The organism is Rhizobium sp. BK312 (assembly GCF_014193605.1).
Classification (GTDB): Bacteria; Pseudomonadota; Alphaproteobacteria; order Rhizobiales; family Rhizobiaceae; genus Rhizobium.
Genome location: NZ_JACHZP010000009.1, coordinates 157,933 through 173,152, shown reverse-complemented (window position 1 = coordinate 173,152; position 15,220 = coordinate 157,933). Strand labels below are relative to the sequence as shown.

At 58.6% G+C, this 15,220-nt stretch carries 14 protein-coding genes, 1 tRNA gene and 1 pseudogene; 9 read left to right on the top strand and 7 right to left on the bottom strand.

Translation table 11 applies throughout. From position 1 onward, the window contains the following. Positions 1-27 precede the first annotated feature (27 nt). From secDF to FHT85_RS23980, 4 genes are all read left to right on the top strand, one after another. Positions 28-2,571 (top strand): protein translocase subunit SecDF, encoded by a 2,544-nt coding sequence (gene secDF / locus FHT85_RS23995; protein WP_112412106.1) that lies wholly within the window; start codon positions 28-30, stop codon positions 2,569-2,571. 4 nt (positions 2,572-2,575) lie between these two features. Next, positions 2,576-2,962 carry an Mth938-like domain-containing protein gene (locus FHT85_RS23990; RefSeq protein ID WP_069611981.1) on the top strand — a complete coding sequence of 129 codons (387 nt, stop codon included), beginning with the start codon at positions 2,576-2,578 and terminating at the stop codon, positions 2,960-2,962. Positions 2,963-2,977: 15 nt separating this feature from the next. Beyond that, on the top strand, positions 2,978-3,838 hold the full coding sequence (locus FHT85_RS23985) for a phytoene/squalene synthase family protein (RefSeq protein WP_112412107.1): 861 nt from the start codon (positions 2,978-2,980) through the stop codon (positions 3,836-3,838). 76 nt (positions 3,839-3,914) lie between these two features. Next, positions 3,915-4,376, top strand: a complete 462-nt coding sequence (locus FHT85_RS23980; RefSeq protein ID WP_112412108.1) for a hypothetical protein — start codon at positions 3,915-3,917, stop codon at positions 4,374-4,376. Positions 4,377-4,499: 123 nt separating this feature from the next. On the opposite strand, the gene trmFO is transcribed toward FHT85_RS23980, so the two are convergent. The 3 genes from trmFO to FHT85_RS23965 all read right to left on the bottom strand — a co-directional run bounded on the left by trmFO (position 4,500) and on the right by FHT85_RS23965 (position 6,645). Next, on the bottom strand, positions 4,500-5,936 hold the full coding sequence (trmFO, locus tag FHT85_RS23975) for a methylenetetrahydrofolate--tRNA-(uracil(54)-C(5))-methyltransferase (FADH(2)-oxidizing) TrmFO (RefSeq protein WP_112412109.1): 1,437 nt from the start codon (positions 5,934-5,936) through the stop codon (positions 4,500-4,502). 112 nt (positions 5,937-6,048) lie between these two features. Further along, positions 6,049-6,192, bottom strand: coding sequence for a DUF1127 domain-containing protein (locus FHT85_RS23970; RefSeq protein ID WP_069611985.1), 144 nt, complete (start codon positions 6,190-6,192; stop codon positions 6,049-6,051). Between the two features lie 306 nt (positions 6,193-6,498). Continuing rightward, positions 6,499-6,645: a DUF1127 domain-containing protein gene (locus tag FHT85_RS23965; protein WP_015339702.1), complete on the bottom strand. Its 147-nt coding sequence runs from the start codon at positions 6,643-6,645 to the stop codon at positions 6,499-6,501. Positions 6,646-7,488: 843 nt separating this feature from the next. On the opposite strand from FHT85_RS23965, the gene FHT85_RS23960 reads away from it, so the two are divergent. The 5 genes from FHT85_RS23960 (at position 7,489) to FHT85_RS23940 (ending at position 12,153) form a co-directional block, all read left to right on the top strand. Further along, positions 7,489-8,628 carry a DUF2157 domain-containing protein gene (locus tag FHT85_RS23960; RefSeq protein ID WP_112412111.1) on the top strand — a complete coding sequence of 380 codons (1,140 nt, stop codon included), beginning with the start codon at positions 7,489-7,491 and terminating at the stop codon, positions 8,626-8,628. Then, positions 8,625-9,239, top strand: a complete 615-nt coding sequence (locus FHT85_RS23955; protein WP_112412112.1) for a GDYXXLXY domain-containing protein — start codon at positions 8,625-8,627, stop codon at positions 9,237-9,239. Before FHT85_RS23960 ends, FHT85_RS23955 begins: the two co-directional genes overlap by 4 nt. 145 nt (positions 9,240-9,384) lie before the next feature. Then, positions 9,385-9,469, top strand: a tRNA-Leu gene (locus tag FHT85_RS23950). Positions 9,470-9,749: 280 nt separating this feature from the next. Beyond that, entirely contained in the window at positions 9,750-11,240 is a 1,491-nt protein-coding gene (gene tig, locus FHT85_RS23945) for a trigger factor (RefSeq protein ID WP_112338407.1), read from the top strand. Between the two features lie 241 nt (positions 11,241-11,481). Continuing rightward, entirely contained in the window at positions 11,482-12,153 is a 672-nt protein-coding gene (locus FHT85_RS23940; protein WP_146746708.1) for an HAD family hydrolase, read from the top strand. A 16-nt stretch (positions 12,154-12,169) separates the two neighbouring features. On the opposite strand, the gene sthA is transcribed toward FHT85_RS23940, so the two are convergent. From sthA to FHT85_RS23920, 4 genes and pseudogenes are all read right to left on the bottom strand, one after another. Next, complete coding sequence (gene sthA / locus FHT85_RS23935; RefSeq protein ID WP_112338291.1) at positions 12,170-13,576, bottom strand: Si-specific NAD(P)(+) transhydrogenase; 1,407 nt, start codon at positions 13,574-13,576, stop codon at positions 12,170-12,172. 109 nt (positions 13,577-13,685) lie between these two features. Then, positions 13,686-14,282: a dual specificity protein phosphatase family protein gene (locus tag FHT85_RS23930; protein WP_112401101.1), complete on the bottom strand. Its 597-nt coding sequence runs from the start codon at positions 14,280-14,282 to the stop codon at positions 13,686-13,688. Between the two features lie 260 nt (positions 14,283-14,542). Beyond that, positions 14,543-14,706: pseudogene (locus FHT85_RS23925) on the bottom strand (JAB domain-containing protein); the annotation flags it as partial. 27 nt (positions 14,707-14,733) lie between these two features. After that, the gene (locus FHT85_RS23920; protein WP_112338293.1) at positions 14,734-15,039 is read right to left on the bottom strand and encodes a hypothetical protein; all 306 of its coding nucleotides are present in this window, start codon (positions 15,037-15,039) and stop codon (positions 14,734-14,736) included. Between the last annotated feature and the right edge of the window lie 181 nt (positions 15,040-15,220).

Here is a 15,220-nt window from a genome sequence, read left to right as displayed (position 1 = left end):
GTAGGGAAATCCTAATTCGAGAGAGCGATGCTGCACGTCTCCTGGTGGAAGACCACCCTGATCTGGTTCGTCGTTCTCTTGAGCGTGCTTCTGGCCGCTCCAAATCTGCTTGGCGAGCGCGCGCTTTCATTCCTTCCAACATGGTGGGCACACCGAAAGATCGAGCTTGGCCTCGATCTTCGGGGCGGATCGCATCTGCTGCTGAAGATGGAACGGGGCGATGTCGAGAAGGATCGCCTGGAAAGTATTGTCGGCGATATCTCCACCCGGCTGCGTACCGTCAATGTCGCCTATTCGGGCCTGACCGGCACTGGCCGCAAGATCCAGCTTCGCATCAATGATCCCGCACAGGTCCAGGCGGCCTTGACGGCACTGCAGCCGCTGACATCAGGACCGGATAAGCCGTCCGTGGTTCTATCTCAGGGTGACAACGGTGCGCTGACGCTCGATATCACCGATACCGATATCGACAGCCATGTGTCATCGGCGATCGCACGCGCGATGAAGGTCATCCACGCCCGCATCGCACAACTCGGCGTAGGCGAACCCTTAATCCGCAGGCAAGGGTCTGACCGCATCGTCGTGCAGGTGCCGGATCTTGCCGATGCGCAGCGGCTGAAGAACCTTCTCGGCCAACCCGCCAAACTCAGCTTCCGCCTGATAGATCAGTCGATGTCGGTGCAGGACGCTATGGACAAGCAGCCACCGGCCGGGTCCGATGTGCTGTTTTCCGAAGATGATCCGCCCGTTGGCTATCTCGTGCAGCGGCAGCCGCTACTCTCGAACATCGATTTTTCCGATGCCGTCGCGGTCGTTGACAATCAAAAAGGCGAGGGCACGGTCTCCGTGAAGCTGACGCAGGAGGCGACCCGCCGCTTTGCACAATCGACTGCCAACAATCTCGGCAGGGACATCGTTGTCGTGCTTGACGACCAGGTCATCTCCGCGGCCTCGCTGAAGACGGTCATAGCAACAGGCGAGATCGACGTTCCCGGGGATTTCACGGCCCAGGGCGCGCAGGATCTTACCGTCATGGTCAAGAGCGGACCATTGCCCGCGACGCTGACGACGGTCGAAGAACGAACCATTCAGCCCGGTCTTGGTGGCGAAACGGCACGTTATGGCCTGATTGCCTGCATTGCCGCCGCGGTCTTCGTCGCCGCCTTGATGATCGGTTTCTATCGCCTGCTCGGCATCATCGCGACCATCTCGCTCGTCATCAACATGATCATGGTCGCGGCGCTCATGGGCTTGCTCGGTATCACCCTGACCTTGCCCGGCGTTGCGGCAATCGTTCTCATCATCGGCATCGGCCTCGATGCGCTGGTGCTGATCTATGAGCGCGTGCGCGAGGAGGAGAAGAAGACCCATCTTCTTGTCGATGCGCTGCGCCACGGCTTCAACCGCGCAGCTGCGACCGTGGCCGATGCCAATCTGACAGTGCTGATCGTTGCCGCCATTCTCTTCTACGCCAGCACGGGCGCGGTGCGCGGCTTTGCCGCGACGCTGATGGTCGGCGTTATCTCGACCTTCTTCACCTCCTGCTTCGTCACGCGGTCGCTGGTGAATATGTGGATTTCACACCGCAGGCCGCGTACTTTGCTGGTTGGCGTCCGCAGCGGCATTTTTGATAATGCCAATATTCGCTTCATGGGCATCCGCCGCTATACGTTTACGGTCTCCGCTGCGCTGTCCGTCGCCACACTCATTGCCTTCGCGACGGTCGGCATGCACCTCGGCATCGATTTTGCCGGCGGATCGATCATCGAGGTCCGCGCCAAGCAGGGTGTTGCCGACGTTGCGGATATTCAGACGCGCCTTGAAGCCGTCGTACCTGGCGACGTGCGCGTCGAGCGGCTCGCCGATCGGCTTGGCGCCGTGGTTCGTGTCCATGCGCAGGACGGTGGCGAGAACGCCGAACAGTCGGCCGTTTCCCTGGTGCAGGACGAATTGAGCAAGAACTACAATTTCTCTCGCGTCGAGGTAGTCGGCCCGGCGGTATCGGGTGAAATCACCACCACTGCTTCCCTTGCCGTCCTGGCGGCGCTGGCAGCAATTCTGATCTACATCTGGCTTCGATTCGAATGGCAATTCGCAGTCGGCGCGATCATCGCGACACTGCACGACGTCATCCTGACGCTCGGCCTCTTCGTGCTATCAGGCATGGAATTCAACATGACCGGCATTGCCGCGATCCTGACGATTGTCGGCTATTCGCTGAACGACACGGTTGTCGTCTATGACCGCATGCGCGAAAACCTGAAGCGCTATTCGCAGATGCCGTTGCCGATTTTGATCGATGCCTCCATCAATCAGACACTATCTCGTACCATTCTGACATCCGCGACGACGCTTCTGGCGCTGCTCGCGCTCTATATTTTCGGCGGCGAGGTGATCCGTGCCTTCACCTTCGTCCTGCTTTTCGGCGTCGCAGTCGGCACTTTCTCGTCGATTTATATTGCGGCGCCCGTGCTGATCCTGTTCAAGCTGCGGCCGGACAAGTTCCAGACCGGCGGTGAGAGCAATGGACCCGCAGCCGGCAACATCCAGTCAGGCAAACCAGCGGTGTGATACAGTGGCTAAAGGTATAGAAATCCGAAACGCGCATTTCCCCGGACGCGCGCCGATCGACGCTTACGGAAATGGTGGCTTCCGCTTTGCCGACATGTCGCATCGCGGCTCGCTGCTTTGCCTGCCCTCGGGCATCTACGGCTGGGACATGCTGCAAGGCGATGCGCTGACGCCGGATCGCTTCCAGAAGGTTCTCGATGAAGCTGCCGAGATCGAAGTGCTACTTGTCGGCACCGGCATGGAGCTGCGACCGCTTCCCGCCGAGTTGAAGGCTGCCCTGCGTGGAAAGCAGATTTCATCCGACCCGATGAGCACCGGCGCTGCCGTGCGCACATTCAACATCATGCTGTCCGAATCGCGCGCCGTGGCTGCGGCGCTGATCGCCGTCTGATTTTCGGATCCAGGTATGACGATAACAGCTGCGCCCCGTAGCAACCGGGACATCTGCCTCGCAACGCTTCGCGACACCGATCGCGATCGCTATCTTGCCTGCCTGCTGGCGCCGGAAGAGAAGCGCCCGGCACTTGCCGCGCTCTATGCCTTCAATGCAGAGCTGGCGCGCGTGCGGGATCTCGTGCACGAGCCGTTGCCCGGCGAGGTGCGCATGCAGTACTGGCGCGATCTCCTGGAGGGGCAATCTCACGGATCGAGCGAAGCCAATCCGCTGGCCTCCGAGCTTCTGACCGCGATCGAAGAATATCGCTTGCCGCGCCGGACGCTGATTAACATGATCGATGCGCGCATCTTCGATCTCTACGACGATCCCATGGAAAGCCGCAGCAGCCTGGAAGGCTATGCCGGCGAGACGGCGTCTGCTCTCATCCAGCTTGCAAGCCTGGTCTTGTCGGCCGATGAGGCGAAACGCTCCGCCGATGCCGCCGGCCATGCGGGCGTTGCTCAGGCAATCGCCGGCTTGCTGCTTCTGATGCCGCTTAATCGCCATCGCGGGCAGGTGTACCTTCCGCTGGAGATCCTCTCGGCGACAGGGCTAGATCGCGACAGTTTTCTCGCTGGTGAAGACAAGCCGCGCATTTCGGCAGCGGTCGAAGCCTTCGCCGGTCTTGGTCGCGAGCATCTCGTCAAGGCGAGGGCGGCAGACGCCATACCGCAGGCCGTATTCCCCGCCTTTCTGCCTGTTACCTTGGCCGAGCCTGTCCTGCAGAAGGCACAGAAGCTTGGTGCCGGCATCTTCGATCGATCCCTTGTGCTGCCGCAATGGCGCCGGCAGCTGCGCATGGCGATAGCGTCGATCACAAAGAAAATCTAAAATACACCAAGCTCGCGCAAGTCTCGGCGTCTATGGAGATGGCCGGCACTTGATTTGCATTTCAGGGGGATCTGCCGTGGGTATTGTCGTCTGGTGCATATTGTTCGCGATCGTCATCTTCATTGCCTATTACGCGACGCGCATGGCATCGCAGAACAAGGAAGACGGCCTGCACGATACCGGCCTTGCCATTCTGGAATTCGGCCGAGCCTTTCCGGCCGAAGCGATCCGGCAATTGCAGGCAACCGCAGACGGGCAGGCGGTCTTCGTGCGGCTCCACGATGACAAAGCCGGCTTTATGCGCAACGTGCGCAATCATTTCAGCGTCCATCTGATCGAGCCTGGCAAGGCGCGTGCCAAGATTTCAGCAACCGGACGCGGCTTGATCGTCGATTTCCTCGATGTTCCGCATCACAACGGCACGTTCGAGTTCAAGACGCCGGCGGAAGCTGCGGAGGTCTCGCTCTGGCTGCTCGGCAATTATGTCGCCGGCGAAGACGCGAAGCTCGAGCACCACGCGCCGCCGGCAACAAGCTGAAGATCAAGAAAGCCGCTGGAGCATTTCCAGGAAAAGTGCGCAGGGGTTTTCCGTCCGGAATGCGTCAGGAAACAAGAAGATAGAGCATTTTCGCTATTCGAAGAAAAGCGAAAATGCTCTAGGTCAGGCGCTTTCCGCGAAAACGGGCGCCTGCACACCGAGCCAGCTGGCGCAATCGGCAAGTGCGCGCTTGGCGATGAGCTGACGTTTCATGATGGTCTTGTCCTTGCCGCGGAAGCGCTTGACGCCCTCCGGCTTGACGATCGAGCCAGGTTCTAGCTCCGGGAATAGCCCGAAATTGATGTTCATCGGCTGAAATGAGCGTTTGCCCGGCTCCTCGTCCGAAACGATATGGCCGCCGGTAATGTGATTCAGCAGCGAGCCGAGCGCCGTCGTATCCGGTGGCAGCGACGGTGCTTCGCCCCTGCGCTCAGCGGCGGCGAAGCGGCCGGCGAGCAGGCCGATGCTGGCGCTTTCGACATAGCCTTCGCAGCCGGTGATCTGGCCGGCAAAACGCAGGCCCGGGCGCGACTTCAATACCAGCGAGCGGTCGAGCAGGGTCGGCGAGTTGATGTAGGTATTGCGGTGCAGCCCGCCGAGGCGGGCGAATTCCGCATTTTCAAGACCGGGGATCAGGCGAAAGATCTCCGCCTGCGCGCCATATTTCAGCTTCGTCTGGAAACCGACCATATTGTAGAGGGTGCCCAGCGCATTGTCCTGACGGAGCTGCACGACGGCATAGGCCTTGACCGTGGGATTATGGGCATTGGTGAGCCCCATCGGCTTCATCGGCCCATGGCGCAGCGTCTCACGCCCGCGCTCCGCCATGACCTCGATCGGCAGGCAGCCGTCGAAATAGGGCGTACCTTCCCATTCCTTGAAGCCAACGGCGTCGCCGGCGATCAGCGCATCGACGAAGGCATTGTACTGAGCTTCGTCCATCGGGCAGTTGATATAGTCCTTGCCCGTGCCGCCGGGACCGACCTTGTCGTAACGCGACTGATACCAGCAAATGTCCATGTTGATGCTATCGCGATAGACGATTGGCGCAATGGCATCGAAGAAGGCGAGCGCATCCGCGCCGGTTTCAGCCTGGATGGCGCTCGCAAGATCAGGCGCAGTCAGCGGACCGGTGGCGATGATCGCCTGGTCCCATTCCCTCGGCGGCAGGCCCTGGATTTCCTCGCGGAGAACTGTGATTAGCGGGTGGCTCTGTACCGCCCGCGTCACCGCAGCCGAAAAGCCGTCGCGATCCACAGCAAGCGCGCCGCCGGCCGGCACCTGATGCCTGTCCGCACATGCCATGATGAGCGAACCCGCCATGCGCATTTCTGCATGGATGACGCCGACGGCATTGCTGGTGGCATCGTCGGAGCGGAACGAGTTGGAGCACACCAGCTCGGCAAGATCGTCCGTCTTGTGCGCTTCAGTGCCGCGCACCCCGCGCATTTCATGCAGGATGACCGGAACGCCGGCATTGGCGATCTGCCATGCGGCTTCCGAGCCCGCGAGGCCGCCGCCGATGACGTGAATGGGAGAGTGGGAAGTGATCTGTGTCATGCGCGCGTCATTATCACGGGCAGGCCGGCGATCCAATTGATTTGCTGACAGCCGGAATCAAAAACGGCGCCGAAGGGCGCCGTCTTGAGGCAGTCTGCTTAGTCCGTTCCTATTAACGGAAAGAACGAGCAGCGATGTTGCGGATTTCGTAACGGCTGACGCCGATGTCCGAAAGGGTCTGGCTGGAGAGGTTGCCAAGTTCGTTCAGAGTGCGGCGGTAGCTGATCCAGTTCTTTGCAATGCGAATCGGGTTCATGATCTTTTCCTCAGTATCTTGTTTGCGGGCGGTACAATTACCGCCTCAGCGCTTGCACTCTATATAGGCGCGAAGAGAGTGATTGTGCAGTGCAAAGAAGAGGCGTCTGCCATGCATTTGTGCAATATGACGCCCAAAAAGCAGTCGATGCTCAAAATTTGTGTGCTTTGCAAATGGGGAATAGCTCGCAGCGGAATCGATTATGCTGCGTCTGCTCAGTCGATAGGCAAAAAAAGAACGCCCGCCGCGGAGGTCCGCAACGGGCGTTGAGAAGGCTTTCGCTGTTGGGCGAAGCCTATCCGGCTGTTAACGGCCGGTGGCTTCGCGGGCGACGCGATGGATGTCGGCGCGGTCGATGCCGAGGTCGTGCAGTTCACGCGAGCTCATGCGGCCGAGTTCGTTAACGGTCTGACGATACTTGCGCCAGTTGTTGAAAGAGCGGGTCAGGTTCATTGTAGTCCCTTTCGAGGATCAAGGGATCGAGCAGTTCCGTGATTGGTTCCGTCGTCGATCTAATGGATTTAAATATATGCTGCGTCGCGAAAACTAAAAGCGCGAAAGCTTCATGCCACCTATGCGCCACATGCAAGCCTTATGGTGCTTTGCCTAAGATGATGGCTTCTTTGTGTGCATATCACGACCAACCGGGTTCGCCGCTGGAAGTCAATTTCGAGCAAGTGTCGGGCATTCCGAAGCGTTTGCCGGCGGCGGCCCGCTTTTAGCCATCTTTTCGCCGGCCTTGCCATTTTGGAGGGCTCGAATTCTGCTGCCAGCCGCCATGCGGCCTTTCGATTGCAGCCCGCTGGGCAACATGCGCATCCGCGCAGCATAAACCGATTTAGGGAGGTAAAAAATAACGCCCACCGCGGGAGGAGGATGCGATGGGCGTCATTTGTGGTGATTAACGACTGGGAGGAGGAGTGTCGTCAATCGATCGGAGCGCATTGGGAGGAGGAGTATGCGGCTCCGAATATGGTGTCGGGATATCCATCCCCAGGCTTGATCCGATCTGAATCGGCCCGGCGCGCCACCGCCGTTTTGTTGCCTGATAAATAGTATGACTTTTCGAATTTGTGCAGCGCAATAATTTCATGGGAGGCATGAGCTGCGCGCATATCTGCAGTCGGTATCTCCTTACCGGTCCCAAAGATACCACACGATCCCTTAATTCCGTATTAATATGGCACATATTCCTGTGAGCCGAAGCTTCTGCCAGAACCGCTCGGCTCGCATCGATTGTGCGGCGATTTGTGCTAACTCTGTCGCAAGCAGAATCGCAGCGAGGGGGAGCCGGGCATGTACAGGGGCAGGCTGGAGCGGGATCTGAAGATCTGGACCGACAAGGGCCTTGTCGACGCGGGGACGGCCAAAGCCATTCTCGGCGAGTATGACGGCCGCCAGACAAGTTTCAGCGCCGGACGGGTACTGACCATCATCGCCGCCGTGCTTCTCGGCCTTGCCATCTTGCTGTTCATATCTGCAAACTGGGAGAGCATTCCGAGAATTGCCCGTCTGCTGGGGCTGGTCACGATGATATGGGCCTTCTATCTCGCGGCTGCATATTTGTTAGGCCAGGGTCGCTCCATCATCGCCGCTGCATTGCTGATTCTCGGCACCTTGAGTTTCGGTGGCGCCATGGCACTGGTCGGCCAGATGTACAATTTGTCCGGCGATGAACTGAGAATGATGCTCGTCTGGTTCGCTGCGGCCTGCATCGTGGCGGCCTTGTTCCGTTCCTCGGCTCAGGTCGGGCTCGCGGGTTTTCTGGCCTGGGCATTTTGCGGCGTCTATCTCTGGGGGCATTTCGACGAATGGTATGGGATCATGCCCTGGATGCCGCCTTTGATGGCTGCGGTCCTGATTGGGCTTGTCCGCTATGTCGACGCGCCCATGGCTCGACATTTGGCTTATCTCATGCTCGTCGGCTGGCTGGCATGGCTGTTCGGCCGCCATGAGGGATTGAATACCGCGATCCTGTTTGCCGCTCTCGGCATGGCGACGTTTCTCGTCGTCAGTGTTCCCGCTTCGCCGCTGGTGCCCTTTGCCCGCACGGCCGGCGCGGCGCCCGCTTTCTACACTTTTCTGGTTGCATCGATCGGCTTCTTTCTTGTCCATGCCGAAATCAGCAACGGTTCCTTTGAAAATAATGTCTGGATCGAGGATAAATTGCCGCTTGTCATCGTAGCCGCGGCGACACTTGCCAGCGCGGTGATCGCAATCGCCCTCAGCGGCCGCGACAATGGCGCGGTGCGCTATCTCGCCTATTTCGTCTTTTCCTGCGAGATTCTTTATCTCGCCAGCGAGACGATAGGCTCGATGATCGGCACGGCGGGGTTCTTCCTCGTTGCGGGCTTGCTTGTGGCCATTGCAGCCTGGCTGGTCATCCAGCTGGAACGGCGCTTTTCCAGCAATAGCGGGCAGGGGACACAGGCATGACCGATATCGCTGAAAAGAGCCCGACCATCGGTTCCCGCCGACTATGGATTGCTGCCATCGTCGTTGCCGCTTTGCAGACGGCAGTTCTCGGCTACATGGTTGGCGAGCGCGCCTGGGGGCTGCGGAGCGGCGTCGAAATTCTCTTGAGGACCGCACCGGTCGATCCGCGCGATCTTCTGCGCGGCGACTACGTGACCTTGAACTACGACATCTCACGGGTTCCGTTCTCGACGATGGTCGAGGGACCGCCGAAAATGAGCCGAAGTGCCGCGATATTGTCCGTTCGCCTGAAGAGGCAGGGTGACGGTTACTGGGGCATCGTCGAATCATCCTTTGGAAAGCTCGATCAGAAACCCGATACGGTCGTGCTCAAAAGCCTGCCTGTCGAATATGTTTTCTATGGCGATGTCACCGATCCCCAGCAGGCGATTGTCGGGGTCACCTATGGCATCGAACGCTATTACGTGCCCGAGGGGCAGGGCCGCGATATCGAGAGCGCCCGCAACGACAATCGCGTCGCCATTGCGGCGCGCGTGTCCTCCGACGGTGTTGCCCATATCAGAAGCCTGCTTCTAGACGGCAAATCCGTCTATGAGGAGCCGCTTTACTGACGATATCTGCGCGAAGAGCTCCGATAAGCTTTAAGCGTCGTCGCGGAACCGTCATTTTTCCTTTGCGTGGTTTGAAACGGGTGATATAGAGACGCCGCGCTCCGGAAGGCCCCATGGGCAGGCATCGCCATGCGGTTTTGGGAACGCGGGTATGGTGAAATTGGTAGACACGCCAGATTTAGGTTCTGGTGCCGCAAGGCGTGGGAGTTCAAGTCTCTCTACCCGCACCAACACTGTCTTGTGGACAGGGGGGAGGCTAACCAAGCCTGTCTTCCAAATGCCGCAGGACGCGCCATCTTGCCCGAAGCATCCCGCTTTCGATGAGGAAAGTGGACAAGATGTTTTGGCTCGTGACGGGATAGAGCTGCCTTTTGCGCGTTTGTTTGAATGCGCGGCGCTCTTGCAAGGTGAAAGAGAATTGCATCCAAGCCACGCTCGGGATTTTCCGGCGTCGTGCTCATCGAAACGAACGGCAGGCTGGGCACGGCCGCCATGAATGAAGGTAGGACAATGCAGGTTATCGAAACGCTCGCTGAAGGGCTGAAGCGCGAAATCAAGGTGGTCATCCCGGCCAAGGACATGGAAGTGCGCATGAACGAGCGCCTGGCCGAGGTCAAGGACAAGGTCCGCATCAACGGCTTTCGTCCGGGCAAGGTTCCGGTCTCGCACCTGAAGAAGGTCTACGGCAAGTCGATCATGGCCGATCTCGTCAACGAAATCGTTCGCGATCAGCCGCCGGCGATCCTGACCGAGCGCGGCGAAAAGTCGGCCACCCAGCCGGAAATCGCGATGACGGAAGACCAGGACGAGGCAGAAAAGATCCTCTCCGCTGAGGCCGATTTCGAATTCACGCTGTCTTACGAAGTCATCCCGGCGATCGAATTGAAGCCGGTCAGCGGCATCAAGGTCACCCGCGAAGTCGCCGAGATCGGCGAAGACGAAGTGACCGAGCAGATCCTCAAGATCGCTGAGAGTGCCCGCAGCTACGAAACCAAGAAGGGCAAGGCCGCCAACGGCGACCGCGTCACCATCGATTACCTCGGCAAGGTCGACGGCGTTGCCTTCGACGGCGGCAAGGACGAAGACGCACAGCTCGTTCTCGGCTCCAACCGCTTCATTCCGGGCTTCGAAGAGCAGCTCGTCGGCCTCAAGGCTGGCGATGAGAAGGTCATCACCGTAACCTTCCCGGCCGACTATCCGGCCAAAAACCTCGCCGGCAAGGAAGCCACCTTCGACATCAATGTCAAGGAAGTTGCAGCTCCTGGCGAAGTCGAAATCAACGACGAACTCGCTTCCAAGCTCGGCCTTGAATCGGCTGACCGCCTGAAGGAAATCGTTCGCGGCCAGATCGAAAGCCAGTACGGTTCGGTCACCCGCCAGAAGGTCAAGCGTCAGATCCTCGACCAGCTCGACGAGATGTACCAGTTTGACACGCCGCAGAAGCTCGTCGACGCTGAATTCGCCAGCATCTGGCGCCAGATCGAAACCGACCTCAGCGAATCCGGCAAGACCTTCGAAGACGAAGACACCACGGAAGAAAAGGCTCGCGAAGAATACCGCAAGCTCGCTGAGCGTCGCGTTCGCCTTGGCCTCGTTCTCTCCGAAATCGGCGAGAAGGCCGGTGTCGAAGTCAGCGAAGACGAACTGCAGCGTGCTCTTTACGCGCAGCTTCAGCAGTTCCCGGGCCAGGAAAAGGAAATCCTGGAATTCTTCCGCAAGACGCCGGGCGCTTCCGCTAACCTGCGCGCCCCGATCTTCGAAGAAAAGGTCATCGACCATCTGCTGACCGAGGTTAACGTCACCGACAAGACAGTTTCCAAGGAAGCGCTGCTGGCTGACGACGAAGAAGAAGACAAGCCGGCTGCCAAGAAGGCAGCGCCGAAGAAGAAGGCTGCTGCCAAGGCTGAAGCGACTGAAGCTGCCGCCGAAGGCGAAGAAGCTGCCGCTCCGAAGAAGAAAGCCGCTCCGAAGAAGAAGGCTGCTGAAGACAGCGCCGAGTAATCGGTTCTCTTTCCGACTGAAATTGAAGCCCTGCCGTTCGCGGCAGGGCTTTTTTTGTGCCGATATCAGGAAGCTTTCTGACACCATCGGCTTAGTCAATATTGCCTGGTCCGGCTGCATATCGCCTTTGCGGTTCAGGCAGCGCTTGCAGCCTAACTCGATCGTTTGCAATGGATACTTCTCATTAGAGCCCTAGGCTCTACCAGAAGCCTAGTACGGTGAATGGCGAAGGAGACCGAACTTGATTAAAGCGGCAATGTTTGATCTGGACGAAACCCTTATCGATCGCCGCGCCGCCCTGCTGGCATTCCTACCGGATCATTTCAAACGGCTTGAAGATCAACTGAGGGGCGTTACTTTTCAGAATTTTCAAGAAACGTTCTTTGCCTTGGAGAAGGAAGGTCTCGTCGACAAACAAAAGCTTTATCCGCGGTTGGTGACTGCTCTCGGTGTGAGCGATGATTGCGGAGTTCTCTTGCTTTCCGATTTTCAAAGGCGCTACCCACATTTCGCACGGCCCTCGATAGGCGCCCTTGAAATGCTTGCCGCGCTGCGCGAGCACGGCCTGAAGACGGCCATCATCAGCAACGGCCACGGCGACGTTCAATCCGCAAAAATTGAGATCACCGGACTGAGAGATGCCGTGGATCTCGTGGTCATTTCAGAGGATGTCGGCCTGCGGAAGCCGGACGCGAGAATTTTTCAGCTTGCCGCTGAACGGCTGGGCGTGGCCCCGGCAAGCTGCATTTTTGTCGGTGACAATCCAGAGGCCGATGTCAGGGGCGCGGAGGCGGCGGGAATACGAGGTGTATTCTACGCTGCTGGCACTTCTTGGCCGGACACGCTGCCATCCCCGAAATACAGCATCTATTCCTTCGCCGAAGTCCTGCCCCTGATCGAAGCCCTTGCGTGAGGTTTCACGGACGCGCTCAAATCTCCGACTTGATGTCGCCCATGCGGTTCCAGGCGTCGAGGCCGGCGATCTTGTAGGCTTCCGCGAGCGTCGGATAGTTGAAGGTGTTTTCGACGAAATATTCGACGGTGCCTTTGAGATTCAGCACGGCCTGGCCGATGTGCACGAGTTCGGTGGCGCCTTCGCCGACGATGTGGACGCCGAGCAGGCGGCGTGTCTTCAACGAGAAGATCATCTTCAAGAGGCCGGTATCGAGGCCCATGATATGGCCGCGCGACGTCTCGCGGAAGCGGGCGATACCGCATTCATAGGGAATGTGCCGGTCCTTGACCTCTTCCTCCGAGAGGCCACAGGTGGAAATCTCCGGCACGGCATAAATGCCGTAGGGAAAGTATTTCGGCGGCTCCTTGGCGATCGCGCCGACGGCGACGCGCGCGGCAATGCGGCCCTGTTCCATCGACGTGGAGGCAAGGCTCGGGAAGCCGACGACGTCGCCCGCGGCAAAGATATGCGGGACCTTGGTTGCGAAGGTTTCGGGATTGACGTTCAGGCGGCCACGGGCATCGGCCTCAAGGCCGGCCGCGGGGAGGTTGAGCGTATCCGTCGCGCCCATACGGCCGGCGGCAAACAGCACCATGTCGGTGGTCAGACGGCGACCGTTGTCGAGCGTCAGTTCCACCTTTCCGTTCGGCAGGCGCTCCACCTTCTCGGCCTTCTGTCCAAGCAGCAGCTTCATGTTGCGGTCACGAAGCTGATAGGTGAAATCCTCGATGATCTCCTTGTCGATGAAGTCGAGCATGGTCGATTTCGGATCGATCAGCGTCACCTGCGTGTCGAGCGCGCTGAAGATTGTGGCGTATTCGATGCCGATGACGCCGGCGCCGATGACGACCATCGATCGCGGCAGATCCTGGATATCGAGGAGTTCGTCGCTGTCGAGAACCGTCTTGCCGTCGAACGGCATGTAATCCGGACGGAAAGGCTTGGTGCCGACGGCAAGCAGAATGCTGGCGGCGGAAACGGTAACGACCTCGCCATCATCCTTGACGATCTGCATCGTCTGCGGATCGACGAAGCTTGCCTTGCCTCTGATGTGCTGGACGCGATTGCGGGCGAACTGATGCTCAAGCACCTCGACTTCGTGATCGAGAGTGATCAGCAGGCGGCGGCGCAAATCTTCGGCGCTGATTTCTTGTTTGACGCGATAGGCGCGGCCGTAGAAGCCGCGTTCGCGCCAACCTGAAAGGTTCAGCGCCGTTTCGCGCAGTGTCTTCGAAGGGATGGTGCCGGTGTGGACCGAGACGCCGCCGACCCGTTTGCCTTGCTCGACGACGAGCACCTTCTTGCCGAGTTTGGCGGCCTGGATAGCGCCTCTGCGGCCGGCAGGGCCGCTACCCACGACTAGGAGATCGAATTGGTCCATCGGGAAGCCTCGGATGACTGAAATAGGGAATCAATGTCGCAATGCAACATGCACTCCGTCAACCGGTAGCGGCTCAATGTTACAGATTATCTAACGGGAAGTTTGGCGCTCAGGACGCCGAAAGGCCGAGCCAGGGTTCCAGCTTCTCGAAGGTACGGTCCATGGCATAGGCACGGGTGAAGGAGAACGGCAGGTGACCATAGATGATCGACATCTGGCCCTCCGCGGTAGCCTCATTCGTCTTGGCAATGGCGGCAAGGTAAAGTGCCGAGGCTAGGCCGGTTCTGTCGGCTCCGGCCTGGCAATGAATGAGGATCGGCTTCGGCGCATTTCGCATGATATCGACGAGTTGGGCCGCCTGCTCCTGCGTCAGTTCGCGGCCCGAAGACATGTGGAAATCGATATGGTCGATGTTGAGCGCTTTCGCCTGAGCGACTTCGGTATCATACCAATGGTGCCCGCTATTGTCGCCGCGCAGGTTGATAATGGTTCTGATGCCGTATTGCTTCTGAAACTCGGCGATGTTGCTGGCCGAGGGCTGCGAGGAGCGGTAGAGCTCGCCGGCGATGACCGGATGGAAATTCGTCGTCCAGAGCATGTGAGCATAGAAGCCGCCGGCGATTGCCGCGAAACCGATCGAGGCAACGAACGCGCCACGGCCAAAACGGCGAAGGCGAGAGGCAAGTGTCGGCGATGTCTTCTGCATGCGATCTCCGGACCGGGTCGACCACCGAGGCGGATTGGTCAAATCAAAACAGCAGCTTCCGCCAGCAGGCCTGCCGTTGCGATAGGCGCGATCCTTCTGCCAGATGATCCTGACGCTGAACTGAAAAATGGTAACTGACGGGATCGGCGATTCACAGCCGCTTCGAAAAATCGGAAGTGTCGGATGCCTTAAAAAATATAAATATATCAAAAGTTTGAGGGGTATTTTTAACTAAAAATCTTATGAAGCGTTCGGCGATTTCAGATCAATCGCAATGCCCGGAAGCTGACGTGGCCGTTTTTTCCAATGATAACATGGTCGTGAACAGTGATGCCCAAGGGCTTGGCGGTATCGATGATGGTCTTGGTCATCTCGATATCGGCGCGGGATGGGTTGGGTCTCCCGACGGGTGGTTGTGGACCACACTCGTCAATTAAATATGTTGTTGAAATTAAAAGATAAATTTACTGGAAGGAAATCGTTGGGGTAGTTTTTTGGGATCGGAGGTTTCACTGATCCCAGCGTTTATCACCGTTGATCCCCCTCTCTCATCGTGAGTTATTTTGCCGCACAGCACTTCACGATATTCTTCTGATCCCAGCGCCCGCCACATCTCGGCGCCAACGCCGGGGAACGTGGCGTCCTTGAACGCGGTTTCCGCCGCAACGGTTGCCGCCGCGCGTTTGCTCCTTGCATCATCGGCAAGGTTTTTCAGCGCGTTAAGAGCGTCGTCCGAGTAGGCTTCCTTCACCTTCATGAGATAGCGCAGGATCTAGCTATATTGCTTTCGCGAACGTCGTATATGCCACAAGATCGACAGGATCGTATTTCGCTTCAAATTCACACCTCGCCCGGAGCGGCGAGCGGTATACTCGCTTTGGATGCAAAGTGCGATAGAAATTCGCGTAATTCTTCGTAAGCCGCTCCATAATTTGCGC

Bases quoted from the DNA above. Each gene is read 5' to 3' on its own strand.
- secDF (WP_112412106.1), top strand. From the start codon at position 28: ATGCTGCACGTCTCCTGGTGGAAGACCACCCTGATCTGGTTCGTCGTT.
- FHT85_RS23985 (WP_112412107.1), top strand. From the start codon at position 2,978: ATGACGATAACAGCTGCGCCCCGTAGCAACCGGGACATCTGCCTCGCA.
- trmFO (WP_112412109.1), bottom strand. From the start codon at position 5,936: ATGACACAGATCACTTCCCACTCTCCCATTCACGTCATCGGCGGCGGC.
- FHT85_RS23970 (WP_069611985.1), bottom strand. From the start codon at position 6,192: ATGAACCCGATTCGCATTGCAAAGAACTGGATCAGCTACCGCCGCACT.
- FHT85_RS23965 (WP_015339702.1), bottom strand. From the start codon at position 6,645: ATGAACCTGACCCGCTCTTTCAACAACTGGCGCAAGTATCGTCAGACC.
- FHT85_RS23960 (WP_112412111.1), top strand. From the start codon at position 7,489: ATGTACAGGGGCAGGCTGGAGCGGGATCTGAAGATCTGGACCGACAAG.
- FHT85_RS23955 (WP_112412112.1), top strand. From the start codon at position 8,625: ATGACCGATATCGCTGAAAAGAGCCCGACCATCGGTTCCCGCCGACTA.
- tig (WP_112338407.1), top strand. From the start codon at position 9,750: ATGCAGGTTATCGAAACGCTCGCTGAAGGGCTGAAGCGCGAAATCAAG.
- sthA (WP_112338291.1), bottom strand. From the start codon at position 13,576: ATGGACCAATTCGATCTCCTAGTCGTGGGTAGCGGCCCTGCCGGCCGC.
- FHT85_RS23930 (WP_112401101.1), bottom strand. From the start codon at position 14,282: ATGCAGAAGACATCGCCGACACTTGCCTCTCGCCTTCGCCGTTTTGGC.
- FHT85_RS23920 (WP_112338293.1), bottom strand. From the start codon at position 15,039: ATGAAGGTGAAGGAAGCCTACTCGGACGACGCTCTTAACGCGCTGAAA.